The organism is Corynebacterium sp. HMSC034H07 (assembly GCF_001815175.1).
GTDB classification, from domain to species: Bacteria; Actinomycetota; Actinomycetes; order Mycobacteriales; family Mycobacteriaceae; genus Corynebacterium; species Corynebacterium hiratae.
Genome location: NZ_KV819536.1, coordinates 59170 through 80077 on the forward strand (window position 1 = coordinate 59170; position 20908 = coordinate 80077).

Below are 20908 nucleotides of genomic sequence, written 5' to 3' on the forward strand. Positions count from 1 at the left end.
CTGAAACCGTTGGAAGCAATAGGCTGAACTACGATGGGGGTATGCACATCAGCGAGCTGCCCGAACGCACCCAGGATTACCTCAAGATCCTCTGGACCTATGAGGAGAAAGAGGGCGCTAATACCGCGATGCCGCTGGGGGACCTAGCTAAAGCGGCGGGGCAGAAGCTGCCCACCACGTCGGAGGCGGTCAAGCGCCTGGCCGCGAAGGGGCTGGTGGAACACGAACGCTACTTTGGTGTTCGGCTTGTTGAGGAAGGCCGGCGGCTGGCTGTGGCAATGGTGCGCCGGCATCGACTCCTGGAAACCTTCCTCGTGCGCACTCTGGGCTATACCTGGGATGAGGTGCACGATGAGGCGGAAATGCTAGAGCACGCGACGTCCGACAGGCTCGTTGAACGCCTCGATTCTTTCCTGGGCAACCCCGCCCGCGATCCGCATGGTGATCCCATACCTGCCCCGGATGGCACTGCCGAGCCGGTCTCGCGCATTACGCTTATCGACGTCCCCGCGCAGACCCCCGTCACCGTGGAGCAGGTCACTGACGCGGATGGCGAATTTCTGCGCTACCTGGATAAAAATGGAGTGCGGCCGGGAGTGGAATTGTCCGTCGTTGCCCCCTCGGTTGCGGGTGTGCTCGAGGTTGCCGTCGACGGCGGTGCGCACTTCCCCCTCGGGGAATCCGCTGCGCGCGGCATTGCCGTACGCAGCATTAGCGAAGCGGAGGATTAGGCGCTCCACAGGCGGGCGACGGCGAGGCGGTCAACCTTGCCGGGGCCGGTGGTGGGGAGCTCGGTCAGGCGCTTGAAATCCTTGGGGGTTTGCCAGCGGGGAAGGCCAACGTCGTCGAGAGCCACAAGGATATCGCCGACATCCGCCCATCCGGTATAGGCAGCGACGACCATCTGACCTAAGCGCGGGTGGGGGATGCCCACGACGCACACGCCGTCCACTCCCGGCACGCGCAGGATGTGCTGCTCGAGCTGTTCTGGATGGAGCTTTAAACCGCCGGTATTGAGGATATTATCGAGGCGCCCCGTCACGGTGAGGGTATCGCCGTTCAACGCCCCGGCATCCGAGGTGGCAAACCACGAGGTGCCGGACTCATCGACCACGAAGGCATCTGAGTCCACGTTTCGGTAGCCCTGCGCAATCATGGGTCCGCCGAGGTAAATGCGGTTCTCCTCGCCGATGCGCACCCGCGCGCTATCGAGGGGACGGCCGTTGTAGACGCATCCGCCGGCGGTCTCCGAGGAACCGTAGGTGGTAACGATGTTGATGCGCAGCTTCTTCGCCGAGTCCAGCAGTTGCGGGTGGGTGGCAGCACCCCCGACGAGGATGGCATCAAAGGTGCGTAGGGCGTCGATTCCCTCTAGTGAATCCATGGCCTTGGCCAGCTGCATTGGGGTCAGCCCCGTGTACGAGCGATCTCCGGTGGCGGCCAGCTCGTGCGCGGCGTGGGCGAAATCGGGGATGGAAAAGCCTTCCGAGAGATCGAGGCACAGCGGCTCCACGCCCGCGACGAGCGAGCGGATTAATACCTGGATGCCCGCGATGTGGGAGGCGGGCATGGCCAGCAGCCACTGGCCGGTGCCGCCGAGAGCGCGGTGCGTGGCATCGGCGCTGGAGACCAGGTTGGCGGCGGTGAGCTGCGCGCCTTTCGGCGTGCCCGTGGACCCGGAGGTGGCCACGACGAGCGCGATGGAGGAATCGATGGGCTCGCCTGCGCGCATGTGGTTGCGCAGCAGCTGCGCGCGGGTGCGGTCCTCTGCCGGGACGGGCAGGAGCGTTGCCTGCCCGGCGATGGCCGCCTCCAAGTCGTCGAGGATGGCGGCGGGGTCATGTGGGTTGACGGACAGAGGGGAGAGGATAGTCACGGTTAGCTAGGTTACCGCTAGGTTACCGCCCGCGGTGTTCGTAGGGGTTGATGAGCTCGTCCTCCTGGTCGAAGGGGCGCTCACCGTCCCTTTGGGCCTGCTTGATGTGGCGCAGCATCCACACGCGAGATGCAATGACGGCAACCAGCGCGATGGCCGCGAGGGCGATGGCGAAGTAGAGCACTGTGGGTTCTCCTCGTGGACTGACGGTTAGTAGTAGTACGGGAAGTCATCCCAGTTGGGCTCGCGCTTTTCCAGGAAGGATTCCTTGCCCTCGACAGCCTCGTCGGTCATGTAGGCCAAGCGGGTGGCCTCACCCGCGAAGACCTGCTGGCCCATGAGGCCATCATCGGTGAGGTTGAAGGCGAACTTGAGCATGCGCTGGGCGGTGGGGGACTTCATGTTGATTTCGCGCCCCATCTGGATGGCGGCGTCCTCCAGCTCGGCGTGGTCAACTACCTCGTTGACCGCGCCCATCTCGTACATGCGCTGTGCGTCGTAGGTGCGGCCCAGGAAGAAGATCTCGCGGGCGTACTTCTGGCCCACCATCTTGGCCAGGTAGGCCGAGCCATAGCCGGCGTCGAAGGAGCCGACGTCGGCGTCGGTCTGCTTGAAGCGGGCTTCCTGGCGGGAGGCAATGGTCATATCGCACACCACGTGCAGGGAGTGTCCGCCGCCGGCGGCCCAGCCGTTGACCACGGCGATGACCACCTTGGGCATGGTGCGGATGAGGCGTTGGACCTCCAGGATGTGCAGGCGGCCGCCCTCAACTTTTTCGCGGGCGGTGTCGACGGTGGATTCGTCGGCAGTCGCGTCATCATGCGCGTGCTCCGTGGCATAGCGGTACCCGGAGCGGCCGCGGATGCGCTGGTCACCGCCGGAGCAAAACGCCCAGCCGCCGTCCTTCTGGGAAGGCCCGTTGCCGGTGAGAAGTACTGTTCCTACATCCGGCGTGCGGCGCGCGTGGTCCAGCGCGCGGTAAAGCTCATCCACCGTGTGTGGGCGAAACGCATTGCGCACCTCGGGGCGGTCGAAGGCGATGCGGACGATGCCGTCCTTGCGCTGGGGCTTTGGACCGTCACTGATGAGCCGGTGGTAAGTGATATCCGTCAGGTCCTCAAAGCCCTCGACGGGCTGCCAGAGCTCCGGTTTGAAAGGATTATCGGTGCTGTAGTTCTTCTGCTCGCTCATGGCACACCAGCTTAATTGGAAAGCGGTGCGCCGGAAGTATAGTCCCCATTCCCAAACCCTCACCCACACTCTCCGCCCAGCGCGGCGGTGATAATCAATACTCAATACTGCGGGATTTCCCGTCAATGTGCACGTGTACTCCGTACCAGCGCGGTACACCATACAGTGGGACGGAATCGAACCTCCCTGCCTTCTTGCGCTACGAAGGCGCCTGAGAAGCACTGGGCTCTTCCCTGCCCAGAAGGGGTGCGCTCGCTACGAAGGGTGTGGGCTACCGTCGCGCGCGTGGCGCGCGACATGACGTGCCGCAAAAATGCGACACAAAGCGAAAGCGCCGCAAGAATGCGGCACAACTAGCGGCAGACCTTATTTAGTTATCAGTTCTGTATTCCAGTTCAGCTGCTGGATGCGGGTATCTAGCTCGCGGTACTGGCGGGCCAGATCGTCGGCGCGCTCGCGCAGCTTCGGCACGGGCACCGTGGCCACGAACTTGATCTCTGAGCGGGAGTAACGGTCGTGGCGCGCACCCGCACGCTCTGCCAATCCCTGGTAGATGCGGCGCTTGCGCAGCAGACCATCACGCAGCGCCAGGGCTTCCATGAGCGTGATCTCATCGTCGAACGCGGTGGCCGTGTTCGTGGCGTTGATCGCGATGACGAGCTCATCGATGCGCTTGGTCACGCCCTCGAGTTCGCGGAGGAGATCCGTGGGGTTCTCATCCGGTTCATCGCCTTCCTGAATGCGGACCGTCGCCGCGAGGCGGTCACTCAGCGAGTTGAGGCGCTCCTGCGCCTGGGCGCGCTCGGCCAAGGCTTCAGCAAGTAGCATGGTTGCTCCTTCACCCTTGATGGGATTCATTGTCTAAGCAATTGTACGGCAGTCAGTAGGCTCCGCCTTAGAGCCGTGACGGTTCTAACAAATAGGGCCCCAAAACTTCGATGATCTGGGGCCTTATTTGATCGTTGTGTACGTTGCGCACGGTTGGTTGGTACGTTTTCGTAAATATGCCCGCAGTTTTTCGGATTTGGGGGACCTTATTTACCAAAACGTACCGCGGGCTCCGTGATTAACGTTGAGCCCGCGCGGAAACCGCTACCCAATAAACATGAACGCAAACAGCGTGTTGAGCACCGTCGCCACGATCATGGGCACGGAGGTGCGCTTGACCAGTTGGATGGGGTTGACCTTGATAGCGCCGGAGACAATGAGCACCGCGGCGTTGACCGGGGAGACCTGGCGCATCAGGTTGGAGGTACCCCAGATGGCGGTGAGCATCTGCGGGGCGTGGATGGAGGTCTGCGAGGCCAGGTTGGGCACCACCTCAGAGAAGGCGAAGTAGGGCGCGGTACCGGAACCGGTGAGTGCGGCCATCGCGGCGGTGGCAGCGACGAAGACGAGGACGATGAGGACGGCGGCGCCGGAGGAGCCCTCGGCGGCGTCGATGAGCATGTCGATGACACCCATCTGCGTAATACCCTCCACCAGGACAGCAGCAGCCACCAGCAGGGCCACGACGCCCGCAGCACCTTCGCCCATGCCTTTGAAGAAGCTGGAGATGGAATCCACAGCACCGGTGACGGTGCGCTTGCGGATGGACTCGATGATCATCGCGATGAACAGGGAGACCACGGTCACCGGGAGGATGCCGCCCTCAAAGGGGATGACACCCAAACGGTTAAGAATGGCGGAGATAATGATGAGCAGCAACGGCATGAGCGGGAGCACGGCGTAGTAACCCGGCAGGGAGGCTGCGCGGGCGATGGCTTCCTCGGTAGCGTCATCGTGCATCGAATCGGCGCTGACCTCACCGGAGCTTTCGGCCTTGCGGGCATCCACCTTGTCGCAGTGGCGTTGCCACCACATGTGTACGAAGGCCGTGATGAGGAGCGTGGGCACCGTGGCGTAGGCGACGGCGCCGTAGACGAACTCGGTTGGCGTCATGTTGGTGAGATCGGCGCCCTGAATGAGGCCGGCCTCAAGCGGCGTGGGCACGATGGTGGAGGAGGTCACCACGATGGCGCCCACGGTCAGGGGTGTCAGGCCCGCGGCGATGAGTGCCGGCAGGAGCGTGGCCACGAGTAATAGGGATAGCGCTGCAGCCGAGGGGATCACCAGCGAGAGCAGCGTGCCCAAGATGAAGCCCACTGGAACCAGCCAGTAGGAGCCTTTGAAGCGCTTGAGCGGTGAGGAGAGCACCACGACCGTCTTGGCATCAGCACCAATGTGCCGCATATAGGACACGAAGCCGAAGAGCACCATAATCGCCATGCCGATGCCGGAGAAGCGTGCTTTGAATAGCGCATCCACGACGAGCAGCTGGTCATAGAAGGCATTGCCCGTGGCTTCGATTTCGGTGGTGCGGAAGTCCGCGCGCCCGGTGAGAGCGGCGAGCATGAGCAGGATTACGCCAACGGCGAAGATGGAGGCCGCGGCGTGGACTTTCTTATAGATGAGATAGACAACTGCGGCGATGGCCAGCAGTGCGATGAGAAGGTAAAGCATCTGAGGATCCTTCTTCTGGTTATATCCACTTACCGTTATAACCTAACACCGGCTATGACAGGTGTCGCGCTGAGCCCCCCACACGTACGATGAACCTCATGCATATTGATGACGTCCTCGACCGCGCCCACGTGGTATCCCTTCCACTCGCCGTGAAATTCCGCGGCATTACTACCCGGGAGGCGCTGCTTATCGACGGCCCCGCGGGTTGGGGCGAGTTCGCCCCCTTCCTGGAGTACGGGGCGGAGGAATCCGCCCGCTGGCTCGCCGCCGGACTGGAGGCGGCTTACGAGGGCTTTCCGACACCCGTGCGCGAGTGGGTAGAAGTCAACGGCACTATCCCCGCGGTCCCCGCCGAGCAGGTGCCCGAGGTCATGGCGCGCTACCCCGGTTGCCGCACCTTCAAGATCAAGGTGGCGGAGAAAGGGCAGAGCTTGGAGGATGACATCACCCGCGTGGCTGCCGTCCGCGCCCATATCGAAGCTCAGGGCCGCGTGCCGGTTCTGCGTGTCGACGCCAACTGTGGATGGAGCGTCGAAGAAGCTGTTACAGCGGCAAAGGAAATGATGCCGCTGGATTACATGGAGCAGCCGTGCCAGACCGTGGAGGAGCTCAAGGAGGTGCGCACCCAGCTCATGCGCGCCGGGATTTTCGTGCGTGTGGCGGCAGATGAGTCCATCCGCAAGGTCAGCGACCCCTACCGTGTGGCGGAATTGCAGGCGGCGGACGTCGCCGTGGTCAAGCCCGCGCCGCTGGGTGGTGTGCGTAAGGTGCTCGAGGTGGCCTCCCACCTGCGCGAGCGCCACATGGACATCACGGTGGCCTCCGCCCTGGACACCTCGGTGGGCATCTCGATGGGCTTGGCCGCGGTGGCGGCACTGCCGCAGATCTATGACGACGAGGACATCGACGTCACCCCGGCCGCCGCGGGGCTGGCCACGGGGTCGCTGTTCCTGGAGGACGTGACGGAGCCACGCGAGCTTGTCGACGGTTTCTTGCGCGCCGAAGCCCTCGCCCCCGCCCCGGATCGCCTCAGCGCACTGGCGGCACCGGCGGCGCGGCGCGACTGGTGGTTCGAGCGTGTGCGCCAGTGCTGGCCGCACCTTTAAAAATACAGCTCACGGTCCATGTCCGGGGTGCAGCGTAGGCTGGCGGGCATGACCATTTCCGTGAGAGACGCGCACCTGCACAACCTTCGCAACGTCGACGTGGACCTCCCGCGCGGCCAGCTCGTGGCCGTGACCGGGGTGTCCGGCTCCGGCAAGTCCTCTCTTGCCTTCGGCACCATTCATGGCGAAGGGCAGCGCCGCTATCTGGAGTCCGTCGCGCCTTTCGCCCGCCGCCTCATCGCCTCAGCGGTGGACCCGCAGGTCGGCCGCATCGAGGGGCTGCCGCCGACGGTGGCGTTGCAGCAGTCGGCGTCGGCAAGCAGCGCGCGCTCCACGGTGGGCACGATCTCCGCCATGTCCAATTCCGTGCGTCTGCTCTACTCGCGCTGCGGTGACAACCCGGAGGGCCTGTACTCCGATTCCTTTTCACCCAATACCCCGGAGGGCATGTGCCCGGAGTGCCAGGGCACCGGCGTGGTGCATGAGCCCACGGAGGCCTCCATGGTGCCGGACCCCAGCTTGAGCATCGAGGATGGGGCGATTGCCGCCTGGCCCGGGGCCTGGGCGGGCAAGAATTTCCACGACATCCTCCAGGAGCTGGGCTATGACCTGGACTCGCCGTGGGAGCAGCTGCCGAAGAAGGACCGCGAGTGGATCCTCTTCACTGAGGAACGCCCGGTAGTAACCGTCAAGCCGCACCGCGGGGCGGATCAGATCCAGCGCAACTACGAGGGCACGTGGCGCTCCGTGGCTAGCTACCTGACCAAGACTTATGCGGAGACGAAGTCGGATACGCTTCGCGCCCGCGTCTTGAGTTTCATGGAAACCCGCCGCTGCGATGTTTGCGATGGGCGGCGGCTGACGGCGAAGGCGCTCAAGGTGACCTATGCCGGGCTGCCTATCGACCGTTTCAATGCCCTCCCGCTCAGCGAAACCTTCGAGCTCCTCAAAGCCCAGAAACCGCAACCGAATGACGCTGAGGACCTGCTCCTCAAGGCCCTCCTGCCGGCTTTCGAATCGGCCTTGGAACTCGGACTTGGGCACCTCAGCCTGGATAGGCCGACGGACACGCTCTCGGGCGGTGAGGTGCAGCGCCTGCGCCTGGCAGCGCAGCTGCGCTCCGGGCTCTATGGCGTGACCTATGTCCTGGATGAGCCCTCTGCGGGCTTGCATCCGGTGGAGCGGGGCGCGGTGCTCGACATGTGCCGTCGCTTCATCGCGGAGGGCAATTCGGTGCTGCTGGTGGAGCACGATATGGAGCTGGTCAAGCACGCCGATTGGATCGTGGACGTCGGCCCGCTCGCCGGTGAGCGCGGCGGCCAGGTGGTGTACTCGGGTCCTGTTGCTGACTACATTGCGGCCGCGGACTCCGCCGATACCCCGACTGCGCGTGCCTTGGCCCGCCCACGCCCCACGCCCAAGGCCGAAGCGCGCTCGGCTCACGGGGATATCGCGCTGCGCCAGGTGCACTCGCACACCATCGACGGCCTCGACGTGGACTTTGGGCTTGGCCAGTTCACGGCTATTACTGGGCTCTCGGGTTCCGGTAAATCCACGTTGCTGGCCGCGCTTCATGACACGCTCACGGGGCCAGAGTGTCCGGAGCAGGTCAAGCGCGTGGTCTCCATTACCCAAAAGCCAATCGGCCGAACCCCGCGCTCCACGGTGGCGACGTACACCAACCTCTTCGACAATGTCCGCAAGCTCTTCGCCGCCACGCCGGAGGCCAAGAAGAAGAAATGGACGGTCTCGCGCTTTTCCTACAACGTCAAACAGGGCCAGTGCCATACCTGCGGCGGTGCCGGCCAGATCGAGGTCGAGCTGGTTTTCCTGCCCGGCTCCTATACCCAGTGCCCGGACTGCCAGGGACAGCGTTATAACGATGACACCTTGTCCATCCGCTGGCAGGGCCGGACCATCGCGGACATCCTGGACCTCACGGTGGAAGAAGCCCTAGAGGTCTTTGCAGATGAAGCGCCGATCCTCCACGCGCTGCAAACCCTGGAAGCGGTAGGTCTGGGTTACCTGCGCCTAGGCCAGGGTGCACCGGAGCTCTCCGGCGGTGAGGCACAGCGCATCAAGCTCGCCACGGAGCTTCAGCGCTCCCGCAATTCGCACCGGGGCCATACCGTCTACCTGCTGGATGAGCCCACTGTGGGCCTGCACCCGGCCGATATTGACCTGCTCATTACTGAGCTGCACTCGCTGGTGGATGCCTCGCATAGCGTCGTGGTGGCAGACCACGACCGCCACCTCATCGCTGGCGCTGACCGCGTCATCGAGATGGGCCCGGGCTCAGGCGCGGAGGGCGGACAGGTCGTGGCGGATGGCACACCGGCTCAGGTCGCGGCGGGTGAGACGCCCACCGGCCGGGTGCTAAGTGGCGCGGGTGCACGATAAGGTAAATCCCATGACCAACAACAACGGCGACAACGAGACGCGGCAGTTCGGCCGCGTCAACGGTGAGAACGAAACCCGCCAGTTCGGCGCGCCCCAGCAGCAGCCGCCACAGCGTCCCCAACAGCACTTCCCGGAGCCCGGTTCCCAGAACACGCAGGCTTTCGGCCAGTCCTATCAGCAGGGCTATGACCAGAACTATCAGCAGCCGCAGTATGACCCGGTTCCGTCGAGCTACCAGGTGGAGGAGCCGAAGAAGGGCGGGGGAGCCCTGTCCTATGTCTTCGCGGCCATCGCCGCTATCGCCGTCGTTTTCGCCGGCGTGCTGTTCTTCCTCTGGCGCGGTGCGGCCGCAGATGCCAACAAACCCGCCCCGGAACCGGTCACCGAGACCGTGACCACCGAAGTCCCCACTACGGTGACCACCACGAAGGAATCTCCGTGGGATCGCCTCCCCACTGAGATTCCTACTGAGCTGCCGCCGGAGGTCCCGACGGAGCTGCCCCCGAGCATCCAAGATCAGCTGGATCAAGGCGGATCTGACCTAGAGAGCTTGCTCAACGATCTCTTCGGTGAATTAGAGTCGGGCAACGGTGAGCCCGGTGCGGGCGGTGCAGAGAATGCCTAATACGCCTAAAACACAGCCCGCGGAGTCTTCGCAGCCGGAGTCGATGCAGCTGGCTGAAGCACTAGCAGCTCAGCTCTCGCGGCACCTCACCGACGTCGTCCTCTGCCCCGGCTCACGCAACGCGCCGCTGTCTCTGGCGCTGCTCGCGCGCAGCGATATTCGCGTGCATACCCGCCTCGATGAGCGCTCCGCTGCCTTCGCTGCCCTCGGCCTCGCCCGCGTCCAGCGCCGGCACGTAGGCATCGTCATGACCTCCGGTACCGCGGTGGCCAACGCTTTGCCCGCGATGGTGGAGGCGCATTACTCGCATACCCCGCTGGCCGTCATCAGCGCGGACCGCCCCGCCCGCTTGGTGGGCACGGGGGCCTCCCAGACTATTGAGCAGCCCGGCATCTTCGGTGTGTATGCGGAGACTACCCAGGTGGAGACCACGGGTGATATCCCGCGCGTCGCCGAGCGCTTCCTGAATGATCGCCAGGTGCACATCAACGTGGCCCTCGATGCCCCGCTGGTAGGGGAGGAGCTGCCCGGTACCCCGACGGATCGTACGCAGCACCGCGCTCGTACCCCGCGCTGGTCCAACCACGGCGAGGTGGCCGTCGATCTCAGCCGCAACACCCTTGTCATCGCGGGCGACGAAGCCTGGGAAGTAGATGGGCTGGAGGACGTCCCCACCATCGCCGAGCCCACGGCACCCGCGCCCTATCACCCGGTGCACCCGGCTGCGGCCCACCTCTTCCGCCGCGCTCAGGTGTCCGCCAATGACTACGTGGTCAACACCAAGGTGGACCAGGTCATCGTCGTGGGCCACCCCACCCTGCACCGCGGAGTTCTGGCACTGCTCAGTGATCCCGATATCGACCTCATCTGCCTGTCCCGCACGGAGGACTTCACCAACCCGCGCGGTGAGTCCGCGCAGTTGGGAACCACCGTCAAAATCAGCGGCGCGCCCACCCGCGAGTGGATGAAAATCTGCGAAGGCGCGGCCCAGATGGCGGCCGACGGTGTTCGTGAGGTCTTGGCGGAGACCACCGGTGAGGACGCCACCAAGCCCGAGATCGGCTTTACCGGCCTCCACGTCGCCGCCGCGGTGGGGGACACCCTCGCCGTCGGCGACACCCTCGTCCTGGGCGCCTCCAATGCGGTGCGGGATGCTTCCTTTATCGGCCTGCCCTTCGACGGGGTCGAGACCTACTCGCCGCGCGGGGCTGCCGGCATCGACGGCACCGTCGCGCAGGCCATCGGTATTGCGCTGGCCGCTCAGTCCCGCGAGGCCGACGCACCCCGCGCCCCGCGCACCGTGGCGCTCATGGGGGATGTCACCTTCCTGCACGACGCCACCTCCCTCATCCTCCCCGAGGACAATCCGCGCCCGGAGAACCTCACCGTCGTCGTTTCAAACGACGACGGCGGCGGCATCTTCGAGGTGCTCGAGCAAGGCCGCGAGCCCCTGCGCCCCTCCTTCGAGAAGGCGTTTGGAACGCCGCATGGGGTGGGCGTCGCCAAGCTGGCGGAGGCTTGCGGCGCTGAGCACCGAGAGGTGAGCTCGGCGCAGGAGCTTCTCGATGTTCTCGCAGAGCTCAAGGAATACTCCACCGGCGTCACCGTCGTGGAGGCGCATACCACCCGGTCCTCGCGCCGCGCGCTGCAGGAGGCGCTGAACGCCAAGGTAGGCCAGTAAATGCCGCGGCGCCGGGTACGCCAGCTGATCCTGGTGCTGTATGCCGCGGCATTAGTGGGCATGGCGGGAATGGTCATCGGCCCTTTCTTGAACGACCGCACCATCAACGCCAACCCCGGGCGCGCCCTGGCCACGGTGACGGATGTCGGCACCTTGCGTACCTTCGTGGATTTCCAGGATGCCGAAGGTATCTACCACACCCCACCCACCGGGCTGCTGTATCCCACCGGGCTAGGAGAGGGCCAGCAGGTCTGGGTGCTCTACGCCAAAAGCAACCCGGACTTGGTCAAGGTAGAAGGCCGCGAATGGACCCTGTCCATCATTCCGGCGCTGTCTTCGGCAGCCGTCGCTACCCTGTTAGCGGGTGCCTTGTGGTGGGCAAGCGGGAAAATTAACCGGAATTTAGCACGTGCTTTACCAACCGAGCACTCAGGAAAGGAATGATGGGGCGCATGCGTGTTGCCATCGTCGCGGAATCCTTCTTGCCTAACGTCAATGGAGTGACCAACTCCGTGCTGCGTGTCCTCGAGCACCTCCACGAGCACGGCCACGAGGCCATCGTCATCGCCCCCGGCGCTCGGGATGGACAGGAGGAGATCCCTGATTACCTCGGGTTCACCATCGTGCGCGTGCCCACCGTGCGCGTGCCGTTAGTGGATTCGCTCCCAGTCGGCGTTCCCACCTCCGCTGTGGATGAGGCGCTACGAGAATTCAAGCCGGACATCATCCACCTGGCCAGTCCCTTCGTGCTGGGCGCTGCGGGGGCCTTTTCCGCCCGCCAACAACGTATTCCGGCCGTGGCGTTGTACCAGACTGATGTGGCAGGCTTTGCCACCAAGTACCACGCCTCCGCGCTGGCCTATGGGGTGTGGGAGTGGCTGCGCACCATCCACAATGCGTGCCAAATGACTCTCGCGCCCTCCTCACTGACCATCGCCGACTTGGAGAAGCACCACATCAAGAACGTGCGTCACTGGGGCCGCGGCGTGGATTCGGAGCGCTTCCACCCCTCGAAGCGCTCGGAGGCGCTGCGCCGCGAGTGGGATCCCACAGGAAGCAAGAAGATCGTCGGCTTCGTGGGCCGGTTGGCCGCGGAAAAAGGCGTGCACCGCCTTTCCGCGCTCAATGATCGTGAGGATATCCAGCTCGTGATTGTGGGTGATGGCCCAGAGCGCCCGCTGCTGGAGGCGCAGCTGCCGGAGGCGGTCTTTACCGGGGCGCTGGGTGGCGAGGAGCTCGCAGCCGCATATGCAAGCCTCGACATTTTCGTGCACGCCGGCGAGTTCGAGACCTTCTGCCAGGCTATCCAGGAGGCTCAGGCCTCGGGCGTGCCCACCATCGGCCCCCGCGCGGGCGGCCCGGTGGACCTCATCGAGGAGGGCTATAACGGGCTGCTTCTCGACGTTTCAACGTTCGTCGAGGACCTCCCCAATGCGGTGGACGCGCTGCTCAACCCGGAGATTCACCAGGAGTTGCGGGAGAACGCCCGGAAGTCGATTGCCTCCAAGACCTGGCCGGCGTTGTGCGAGCAGCTGCTGGGCTACTACGACGAGGTTTTGGAGAATGTCCGTGAGGTCCCGCTGACCATTTTGGGCCAGCGTCCGGAGCTGCCGCGTTGGGCCGCCCGCGCTCTGGGAGCGCGCGTCGCCTAAACTAGGCGCTTGTGTCTAAGGCAGATCTGGAGAAGAAGCCCTTCGATGTCGCGCGCATGTTTGACGCGGTGGGCAAGAAATACGACATCACCAACACGGTGCTGTCCTTTGGTCAGGATGCACGCTGGCGCCGGCTGACCCGCGAGCGGCTCAACCTGAAGCCGGGGGAGAAGGTCCTCGACTTGGCTGCCGGAACGGCCGTCTCGACGGAAGAGCTGTCCAAGTCCGGCGCGTGGTGCGTGGCCTGTGACTTTTCCCTCGGCATGCTTGCAGCTGGCGCGGAGCGCGATGTACCCAAGGTGGCCGGCGATGGAATGCGCCTACCCTTTGCGGATAACACTTTTGACGCGGTGACCATTTCCTATGGCTTGCGCAATATCCACGACTTCGAGCTGGGCCTGCGGGAGATGGCGCGCGTGACCAAACCCGGCGGGCGCCTGGCAGTAGCGGAATTTTCCAAGCCGGTCATCCCGGTCTTCGGCACCGTCTACAAGGAATACCTGACCCGCTTGCTGCCGCCGATTGCCAAGGTGGTCTCCTCCAACCCGGAGGCCTATATCTACCTCGCAGAGTCCATCCGTGCGTGGCCGGAGCAGCACGAACTGGCCGCTGCCATTAACCGCAACGGCTGGGAACAAGCAGGCTGGCGCAACCTGACCTTCGGCATCGTGGCGCTGCACTCCGCAGTGAAGCCCGCCTAGGGGCCCTAAGGCCAAAGGGCTCAGGACCAAACGGGAGTATCGCGGCGCAACGCGGAGACCGCCCCGCCGGCCAGCCGCCAGGCGCGGGCAAGCAGATCCTTGTCCTCGTCGGTGATGAGGTTGCCCATGAGGCGCGCTGCGGCCGGCATGAGCATGCGGCCCACCGGCCCACGCATGGCCACAGGTCCGGCCAGCGGCAGGAATTGTGGGTAGGTCAGCAGGCGCGCGGCGGTGCGGGCAAGTAGGAAGGCCTCGCCATACTCGGCGCGTAGCCGGTCTGGCCACGCCAAGGTGAGGTCCTTGGTGCCGAGCATCTCCACGGCGAGCGCCGCCGTTTCCAAGCCATAGTCGATGCCCTCGCCGTTGAGCGGGTTGACGCAGGCGGCGGCGTCACCGATGAGCATCCAGTTCGCGCCGGCAACTCCAGACACCGCACCACCCATGGGCAGCATCGCCGAGGTGACGTTGCGCAGCTCGCCCAGACCCCATTCCGAACGCTGCTGCTCAGCGTAGAAATCCAGCGCCTTCTTCGTGTTGAGGCGGGCCGGGCGGGCGGCCGTAGAGAGCGCGCCCAAGCCGATATTGACCCCCTGGCCCAGCGGAAAGATCCAGCCATAGCCCGGCTGCACCACGCCCTCGGGGTCCTTGAGCTCAACGTGGGAGTGCATCCATTCCTCGCCGTCCTGCGGTGAATCGGCATAAGCGCGTGCAGCAATGCCATAGACCTCCTCGCGGTGCCAGGTGCGGCCCAACTGCTTGCCAAATGTCGAGCGCACGCCGTCGGCCACGATGACCCACCGGGCGCGCACGCGGCGCTTGCCGACGGAGAACTCGACCAGCCGGTTGCCGTCCAGCTCCGGCTGCGTTGCCGTGCCGGTTATAAGCTGCGCGCCGACGTCTCGGGCGGCGTCAACCAGCAGCGCGTCGAATTCATAGCGCGGCAGCGCCGTGCCTTCGTGCGAGGGGTAGGCCTCAGGCCACGGAGCGGTCACGGTGCCGCCGAAGCCGTGTAGCTTGAGCCCGCGGTTGCGGTAGGACGCGTTGACCTCGATGCCGAGGAGCTCCAACTGGTGCATGGCGCGCGGGGTCAGTCCATCGCCGCAGGTCTTGTCGCGGGGGAAGGGGGAGGCGTCGACAAGCAGCGTCTCATGGCCGGCGCGTGCGGCGTGGATAGCGGCGGCAGCGCCGGCGGGCCCGGCACCTACGATGGCGACGTCAACAAGGGTGGAATCGATCTGCTCCGACATGGGGACTATCATTGCACGGGATAGTGGCCACAAGTGTGTTGAGGGCCGTGCCATGGGCTACGGTAAGTAAACACTAGGATTTTTGAGCTTAAAGGAACACGTTTAATGTCACACGGCCAAACTCACGCCAAGCACGTGGACTTGGGGGATGCGCAGCTCACCGAGCGTATCAACGCCGGGATGGCTGCTGTAGAGGACCTGCTGAATACGGAGCTCGACCGCGGGCAGGACTTCATTAAAGACAAGGTGCGCCACCTCTCCCTGGCCGGGGGCAAGCGTTTCCGCCCGATGATGGCGTTGCTGGCTTCCGAGTTTGGTGAACGCTCGCAATCGCCCGAGGTGATTAAGGCGGCCACCGTGGTGGAAATGGTCCACGTGGCCACGCTCTACCACGACGATGTCATGGATGAGGCGGAGCGCCGCCGCGGCGTGGATTCCGCGAACTTTCGGTGGACCAACTCGGTGGCCATTCTGGCGGGCGATGCACTGCTCGCGCACGCCTCGCGACTGATGAGCCAGCTGGATACCCACACGGTGGAGCACTTCGCGGAGACTTTCGAGGAGCTCGTCACCGGCCAGATGCGGGAAACCATCGGTGCTGGCGAAGCCAATGCCGTGGAGCACTACACGGCGGTGATCCGGGAAAAGACCGCGGTGCTGATCGCGTCCGCCGGCTACCTGGGTGCCTACCACGCGGGTGCGGGCCCGGAGCAGTGCGAGGCCCTGCGCCAAATCGGTGCGGCCGTGGGCATGATCTTCCAGATCGTCGACGATGTCATCGACATCTTCTCCGACTCCGAGGAATCCGGGAAGACCCCGGGCACGGACTTGCGCGAGGGTGTGTTCACCCTGCCGGTGCTCTATGCCCTGGAGGAGGAAGGCGAGGTTGGCGATGAGCTGCGCGCGCTGCTGACGGGCCCGCTTGAGGACGACGCCTCCGTACAGCGCGCCATCGAGCTGCTGTGGCAGTCGGGCGGCCGCGATAAGGCGCTGGCCGACGTTAACGCGTACCTGCGCGTGGTCGAGGACCAGCTCTCCCTGCTCCCGGAGTGCACGGCTAGTGAGGCTCTGCGCCAGCTGGCGGACTATACCGTTCAGCGCGTTGGTTAAAATACCCTCCTGCCTGGCGATTTGCATGTTGGGCGGGAGTTCGTAGTAAAGTACATAACCGCACTCAAGAGTGCTTGCCAGGTTGCCCGAGCGGCCAAAGGGAGCGGACTGTAAATCCGCCGGCATTGCCTTCAGAAGTTCGAATCTTCTACCTGGCACAACATGAATCCCGCAGACGCAAAAATGTGTCTGCGGGATTTTCTTATCGCTATCGCTGGAAGTCCGCGGGGTTCTTCAACTGCTCGGCCTCAGGCAACGGCCCCGGCAGGGTGGTGCCTTCAGCGAATGGTGCACCCGGCAGATGATCGCGGCCGTGGGGCTGGGCCAACCCAGACAGATCCGGACCGGCCGGCACGATTTGGGTGGGATTAATCTCGCGGTGGACGATGTAGTAGTGCTGCTTGATCTCCGTGAAGTCGGTGGTATCGCCGAAGCCCGGGGTCTGGAAGAGTTCGCGCAGGTAGCCGTAGACATTCGGCATCTCGCTGATTTTGTTCCGGTTCGTCTTGAAGTGGCCGTGGTAGACGGCATCAAAGCGGATCAGGGTGGTGTATGCCCGGATATCGGTCTCCGTGATGTGCTCACCCATGATGAACCGGCGGTGGGCTAGCCGTTCTTCCAACCAATCGAGGACCTCAAAGACATCCGCATAGGCCTCTTCATAAGCCTCCTGGGATGCGGAGAATCCCGCGCGATACACGCCGTTGTTGAGTTTCCTGAAGATGAAGTCGTTAATTTCTTCCATCTCCTCCTGCTGCTCGGCCGGCGGCAGCAGGTTGGGCGCGCCTTCTCGCTGGTACTCGGTCCACTCGGTTTGGAAGTCTCGCACCATGGAGTTGAAATCATTGGTCACGACTTTGCCGCTGGATTCCTCCACGATGGCTGGCACCGTGATGCCTCGCGGGTAGTCAGGGAAGCGTGCGAAATACGCATCCTGCAGGCGGGGGATGCGCAGGACTGGGTCGAGCCCGTCGGGGTCGAGATCAAAAGTCCAGGAGCGCTTGTCGTGGGTCGGGCCCGCCAAGCCTGAGGAGATGACATTTTCCAGTCCCAACAGGCGCCGCACGATGACGGCGCGGTGTGCCCACGGGCAAGCGCGCGCGGCGATGAGACGGTAGCGGTGGGGCTGCACCGGCCAGTCCAAAGTCTCGCCACTGCCACTCACGGAGGGCTGTGGATTGTCACCAGTGACTGAGGCGAGGATGCGGTCACCGATGTAGTTGGTGTCTCGCTTGAATTCGCCGTCCGTCGAGGCATTCTGGGCGTCGCCGGCCCAGTCCTTCGGTGTCTGTTTCTGGGTACCAGAGCTCATGTGTCCTCCCTAGAGCACATAAAGTATTTGATACATCAACAATAGCTGGATTTGGCGCGCCTGGAGTGGGGGTGGTCTACCGCGAGAGTGGTGCAAGGGTGATGCGTGTGAGTTTAGGTGCCTGAAAAGTGCGCAAAAACCCTTGTCGTACTGGCGATTTGTGTTGTTTAAGCGTTTCGGGTTAATCTTTTCAAGGCTTCAACGAGAGCACAGCGGAAGAAACTCCGTGACTCAAAGAGGCTGTGCCCCCTTAGCTCAGTCGGCAGAGCGTTTCCATGGTAAGGAAAAGGTCGACAGTTCGATTCTGTCAGGGGGCTCCATTCATGTTTCTGGAAGCTTTCAGAAAGTGAATATGGCGGTGTAGCTCAGTGGTAGAGCAAGCGACTCATAATCGCTGTGTCGCGAGTTCAATTCTCGCCATCGCTACCGGGAAAGAAAAGCGCCCGCATACGGGCGCTTTTTCACTACCGACTCCCAGCCTTATACGGCACGTGGTTTCCATGGGGAATCATCGTTCTGGTAGGGTTGTGCGTTGTCCCAAAAGGGCACGCAGAGGGGCGTGGCGCAATTGGTAGCGCAACGGTCTCCAAAACCGTAGGTTGCAGGTTCGAGTCCTGTCGCCCCTGCCACATCACTTCCAAGGAGGGAATCGCCGTGAGCGATGAAAAGCAGCCGAGCACCGGGGCTCCGCGCCCAACCGGCAAGCGTCAGCTCTCTGGCGCAGCGACCACCTCTACCGGCTCCTACACTGACAAGCGTGTTGTGCGCGTCGAGGACAAGAAGGAAGATTCCTTCGGCGGATCCGTCGGCTCCTTCCCGGGTGAGGTTGCCTCCGAGCTCAAGAAGGTTGTCTGGCCGACCGGCAAGGAAATGGTTCAGTACGTTCTGGTGACCTTCGCCTTCCTTATCGTCCTCACCGCTCTGGTGTGGGGTGTGGACGCGCTGACCGGTCTCGGAGTTGAAGCAATCCTCGCGCCTTAGTAAACTAATTACATACTTTCATCCCGCCGCCTTCCCGCTAGCTCGACTAGGGGAAACGGCGGGATACTTTTTGCCCTAGTCCGGCCGAGTACCCTGGTGGGGACTAGAAGAATAAATACCAATTTGGAGTAGCAGACAATGAGCGAAGAAAACACTGGCACTTCCCTTGAGCAGGCCATGATCGATAACGTCCAGGAACAGGCCGCTGAAGCGGTCGAGGCTACCGAGGAGGTCCAGCAGCCGCAGGAGGAACTCTCCGCAGAGGAGAAGGAAGCCGCCGAGAAGGAAGCTGCCACCAAGGCCGCCGAAGCCGCTCTCGGTGGCGGCTCGGACGAGGCTGAGGCTGAAGGTGAGGGTGCAGGGGAGGCGTCGGCAAGCGCTGACGCGGACGCTGCCGCAGCAGCCGACGCTGAGTACAAGTCCCGCCTGCGCGCCTTTACCCGCGAGCTGAAGAAGCAGCCTGGCCAGTGGTACATCATCCAGTGCTACTCCGGCTACGAGAACAAGGTAAAGACCAACCTCGATATGCGTGCTCAGACCCTTGAGGTGGAGGACTCCATCTTCGAGGTTGTCGTCCCGGTCGAACAGGCCATTGAAAAGAAGGACGGCAAGAAGAAGGTAGTTAAGCGCAAGCTGCTGCCGGGCTACGTGCTGGTGCGCATGGAGCTTAACGACGCTGCCTGGTCCGTCGTTCGCGATACCCCGGGCGTGACCTCCTTCGTGGGCAACGAAGGTAACGCCACCCCGGTCAAGATCCGCGACGTGGCTAAGTTCCTCATGCCGAACGATCCGACGGTCTCTCCAGAAGCTTCCGCAGCAGATTCCGAAGGCGAGCAGGTCGTGGCTATGCCGGAGAAGGAGGCCGCCAAGGCCTACGCGCACGACTTCGAGGTGGGCGAGGCCGTCACCATCCTGTCTGGTCCGCTGGCCTCCGTGTCTGCCACCATCTCCGAGATCGACCCGGAGACCGGCAAGATGCAGGGCCTGGTGTCCATCTTCGGCCGCGAGACCCCGGTGGAGCTGTCCCCGACGGAGATCGAGCGCATCTCCTAAAAAGCGATTTTGAGCTGGGCGCACGGTGTTCTAAACTTGAACGCCGTGCGCTTTCGCGCATGTTGAAACGTTCATCCTCCGGTGGCCCACAATGCGTGAGCATCCGGACGGGGCGCTGTTATTCATCGTGGCGGCACTCCGGTACCACAGGAAAGAGGTAATTCGATGGCTCCCAAGAAGAAGGTCACTGGCCTGATCAAGCTCCAGATCGAGGCAGGCGCTGCTAACCCGGCTCCGCCGGTCGGCCCGGCACTCGGTGCCCACGGCGTCAACATCATGGAGTTCTGCAAGGCCTACAACGCTGCGACCGAGTCCCAGCGCGGCAACGTCGTGCCGGTGGAGATCACCGTCTACGAGGACCGCTCCTTCGACTTCAAGCTGAAGACCCCGCCGGCAGCGAAGCTCCTGCTCAAGGCTGCTGGCATCAAGAAGGGCTCTGGCGTTCCGCACACCGACAAGGTTGGCTCCGTGACCTGGGATCAGTGCAAGGAGATTGCACAGACCAAGTTCGAGGACCTCAACGCTCGTGACATCGAGAACGGCGCCCGCATCATCGCTGGTACCGCTCGCTCCATGGGCATCACCGTTGACGGCGTCCCGGCTAAGTAAAAATTCGATTTAATGCGCGATACGTTCTGTGTCGCGCGTGGCAGGGCCAGCTTCGGCCCGCTAACACCACATCAATCCAAGAAAAGGAATTGCACTTATGAGCACCAAGTCCAAGGCATACAAGGCTGCCGCTGAGCTGGTAGACCGCTCCCGTCAGTACCGTCCGATCGAGGCCGCCAAGCTGGCCAAGGAGACCTCCTCCAAGAACTTCGACGCTACTGTCGACGTTGTCTTCCGCCTGGGCGTTGACCCGCGTAAGGCTGACCAGCTGGTTCGTGGCACCGTCTCCCTCCCGCACGGCACCGGTAAGGACGTCCGCGTGGCCGTCTTCGCTGAGGGTGACAACGCTGAGGCCGCTAAGGCTGCTGGCGCCGACATCGTGGGCACCGAAGAGCTGATCGCTGCCATCAACGAGGGCAACATCGACTTCGACGTTGCTATCGCCACCCCGGATCAGATGGCCAAGGTTGGCCGCGTTGCACGCGTGCTGGGCCCGCGTGGTCTCATGCCGAACCCGAAGACCGGCACCGTGACCGCCGACGTGACCAAGGCTGTTGCTGACGTCAAGGGCGGTAAGATCTCCTTCCGCGTTGACAAGGCTTCCAACCTGCACGCCATCATCGGCAAGGCTTCCTTCGACGCTGAGAAGCTGGCTGAGAACTACGGCGCGCTGTATGACGAGATCATTCGTCTGAAGCCGTCCTCCGCTAAGGGCGTCTACGCTAAGAAGATCACCATCTCCACCACCTCCGGCCCGGGCATCCCGGTCGATGCTTCCGTGGAGAAGAACTACACCGAGTAAATCGGTCTAGCGCATCGCGCTAAATGACAAAGGGCTTCGAGCTTTATCCTCGGAGCC

General features: G+C 63.5%; 20 protein-coding genes and 4 tRNA genes. 17 read left to right on the top strand and 7 right to left on the bottom strand.

The window, feature by feature from the left end; translation table 11 throughout:
• The first annotated feature begins 41 nt into the window (after positions 1-41).
• Positions 42-731 (top strand): metal-dependent transcriptional regulator, encoded by a 690-nt coding sequence (locus HMPREF3009_RS09090; protein ID WP_070681484.1) that lies wholly within the window; start codon positions 42-44, stop codon positions 729-731.
• Here HMPREF3009_RS09090 and menE read toward each other — a convergent pair.
• The 5 genes from menE to dcuC all read right to left on the bottom strand — a co-directional run bounded on the left by menE (position 728) and on the right by dcuC (position 5569).
• The gene (gene menE / locus HMPREF3009_RS09095) at positions 728-1876 is read right to left on the bottom strand and encodes an o-succinylbenzoate--CoA ligase (RefSeq protein WP_070681486.1); all 1149 of its coding nucleotides are present in this window, start codon (positions 1874-1876) and stop codon (positions 728-730) included. The two genes, HMPREF3009_RS09090 and menE, sit on opposite strands and share 4 nt — an antisense overlap.
• Positions 1877-1898: 22 nt before the next feature.
• Complete coding sequence (locus HMPREF3009_RS13575; RefSeq protein ID WP_168162652.1) at positions 1899-2060, bottom strand: hypothetical protein; 162 nt, start codon at positions 2058-2060, stop codon at positions 1899-1901.
• Between the two features lie 26 nt (positions 2061-2086).
• Positions 2087-3067 (bottom strand): 1,4-dihydroxy-2-naphthoyl-CoA synthase, encoded by a 981-nt coding sequence (locus tag HMPREF3009_RS09100; protein ID WP_070681490.1) that lies wholly within the window; start codon positions 3065-3067, stop codon positions 2087-2089.
• Between the two features lie 366 nt (positions 3068-3433).
• The gene (locus HMPREF3009_RS09105) at positions 3434-3895 is read right to left on the bottom strand and encodes a DIP1984 family protein (RefSeq protein ID WP_010189741.1); all 462 of its coding nucleotides are present in this window, start codon (positions 3893-3895) and stop codon (positions 3434-3436) included.
• A 264-nt stretch (positions 3896-4159) separates the two neighbouring features.
• A complete protein-coding gene (gene dcuC / locus HMPREF3009_RS09110) occupies positions 4160-5569 on the bottom strand; it encodes a C4-dicarboxylate transporter DcuC (RefSeq protein ID WP_070681493.1) in 1410 nt (469 codons plus the stop codon).
• Between the two features lie 89 nt (positions 5570-5658).
• On the opposite strand from dcuC, the gene HMPREF3009_RS09115 reads away from it, so the two are divergent.
• From HMPREF3009_RS09115 to HMPREF3009_RS09145, 7 genes are read left to right on the top strand one after another with little or no spacing between them, the layout of a single operon-like run.
• Positions 5659-6678 (top strand): o-succinylbenzoate synthase, encoded by a 1020-nt coding sequence (locus HMPREF3009_RS09115; RefSeq protein ID WP_175974027.1) that lies wholly within the window; start codon positions 5659-5661, stop codon positions 6676-6678.
• Positions 6679-6726: 48 nt separating this feature from the next.
• Positions 6727-9078, top strand: a complete 2352-nt coding sequence (locus HMPREF3009_RS09120) for an ATP-binding cassette domain-containing protein (RefSeq protein WP_049154840.1) — start codon at positions 6727-6729, stop codon at positions 9076-9078.
• 10 nt (positions 9079-9088) lie between these two features.
• Complete coding sequence (locus HMPREF3009_RS09125) at positions 9089-9703, top strand: hypothetical protein (protein WP_046647774.1); 615 nt, start codon at positions 9089-9091, stop codon at positions 9701-9703.
• Complete coding sequence (gene menD / locus HMPREF3009_RS09130; RefSeq protein WP_049154839.1) at positions 9696-11384, top strand: 2-succinyl-5-enolpyruvyl-6-hydroxy-3-cyclohexene-1-carboxylic-acid synthase; 1689 nt, start codon at positions 9696-9698, stop codon at positions 11382-11384. Before HMPREF3009_RS09125 ends, menD begins: the two co-directional genes overlap by 8 nt.
• Positions 11385-11828, top strand: coding sequence for a DUF3592 domain-containing protein (locus HMPREF3009_RS09135; RefSeq protein ID WP_049154838.1), 444 nt, complete (start codon positions 11385-11387; stop codon positions 11826-11828).
• 8 nt (positions 11829-11836) lie between these two features.
• On the top strand, positions 11837-13036 hold the full coding sequence (locus tag HMPREF3009_RS09140) for a glycosyltransferase family 4 protein (RefSeq protein WP_046647903.1): 1200 nt from the start codon (positions 11837-11839) through the stop codon (positions 13034-13036).
• Between the two features lie 11 nt (positions 13037-13047).
• A complete protein-coding gene (locus HMPREF3009_RS09145; RefSeq protein ID WP_046647771.1) occupies positions 13048-13737 on the top strand; it encodes a demethylmenaquinone methyltransferase in 690 nt (229 codons plus the stop codon).
• Between the two features lie 20 nt (positions 13738-13757).
• On the opposite strand, the gene HMPREF3009_RS09150 is transcribed toward HMPREF3009_RS09145, so the two are convergent.
• Positions 13758-14996, bottom strand: coding sequence for a geranylgeranyl reductase family protein (locus HMPREF3009_RS09150; protein WP_070681497.1), 1239 nt, complete (start codon positions 14994-14996; stop codon positions 13758-13760).
• 93 nt (positions 14997-15089) lie between these two features.
• Between HMPREF3009_RS09150 and HMPREF3009_RS09155 the strand changes: the two genes are divergently transcribed.
• Positions 15090-16094 (top strand): polyprenyl synthetase family protein, encoded by a 1005-nt coding sequence (locus tag HMPREF3009_RS09155; protein ID WP_046647769.1) that lies wholly within the window; start codon positions 15090-15092, stop codon positions 16092-16094.
• 76 nt (positions 16095-16170) lie between these two features.
• Positions 16171-16252 (top strand) — tRNA-Tyr (locus HMPREF3009_RS09160).
• A 50-nt stretch (positions 16253-16302) separates the two neighbouring features.
• Here the strand turns inward: HMPREF3009_RS09160 and HMPREF3009_RS09165 are convergent.
• Positions 16303-17406: a glutathione S-transferase C-terminal domain-containing protein gene (locus HMPREF3009_RS09165; protein ID WP_049154836.1), complete on the bottom strand. Its 1104-nt coding sequence runs from the start codon at positions 17404-17406 to the stop codon at positions 16303-16305.
• A gap of 244 nt (positions 17407-17650) precedes the next feature.
• Between HMPREF3009_RS09165 and HMPREF3009_RS09170 the strand changes: the two genes are divergently transcribed.
• From HMPREF3009_RS09170 to rplA, 7 genes are all read left to right on the top strand, one after another.
• Positions 17651-17726 (top strand) — tRNA-Thr (locus tag HMPREF3009_RS09170).
• Positions 17727-17760: 34 nt separating this feature from the next.
• Positions 17761-17832: transfer RNA gene (locus HMPREF3009_RS09175), tRNA-Met, on the top strand.
• Positions 17833-17959: 127 nt separating this feature from the next.
• A tRNA-Trp gene (locus tag HMPREF3009_RS09180) sits at positions 17960-18035 on the top strand.
• A gap of 25 nt (positions 18036-18060) precedes the next feature.
• Positions 18061-18387, top strand: a complete 327-nt coding sequence (secE, locus tag HMPREF3009_RS09185; RefSeq protein ID WP_046647902.1) for a preprotein translocase subunit SecE — start codon at positions 18061-18063, stop codon at positions 18385-18387.
• A 138-nt stretch (positions 18388-18525) separates the two neighbouring features.
• Complete coding sequence (gene nusG, locus HMPREF3009_RS09190; protein WP_046647768.1) at positions 18526-19440, top strand: transcription termination/antitermination protein NusG; 915 nt, start codon at positions 18526-18528, stop codon at positions 19438-19440.
• 165 nt (positions 19441-19605) lie between these two features.
• Positions 19606-20049, top strand: a complete 444-nt coding sequence (gene rplK / locus HMPREF3009_RS09195) for a 50S ribosomal protein L11 (protein WP_010189723.1) — start codon at positions 19606-19608, stop codon at positions 20047-20049.
• 97 nt (positions 20050-20146) lie between these two features.
• Positions 20147-20851 carry a 50S ribosomal protein L1 gene (gene rplA, locus HMPREF3009_RS09200; RefSeq protein ID WP_070681499.1) on the top strand — a complete coding sequence of 235 codons (705 nt, stop codon included), beginning with the start codon at positions 20147-20149 and terminating at the stop codon, positions 20849-20851.
• Positions 20852-20908 lie beyond the last annotated feature (57 nt).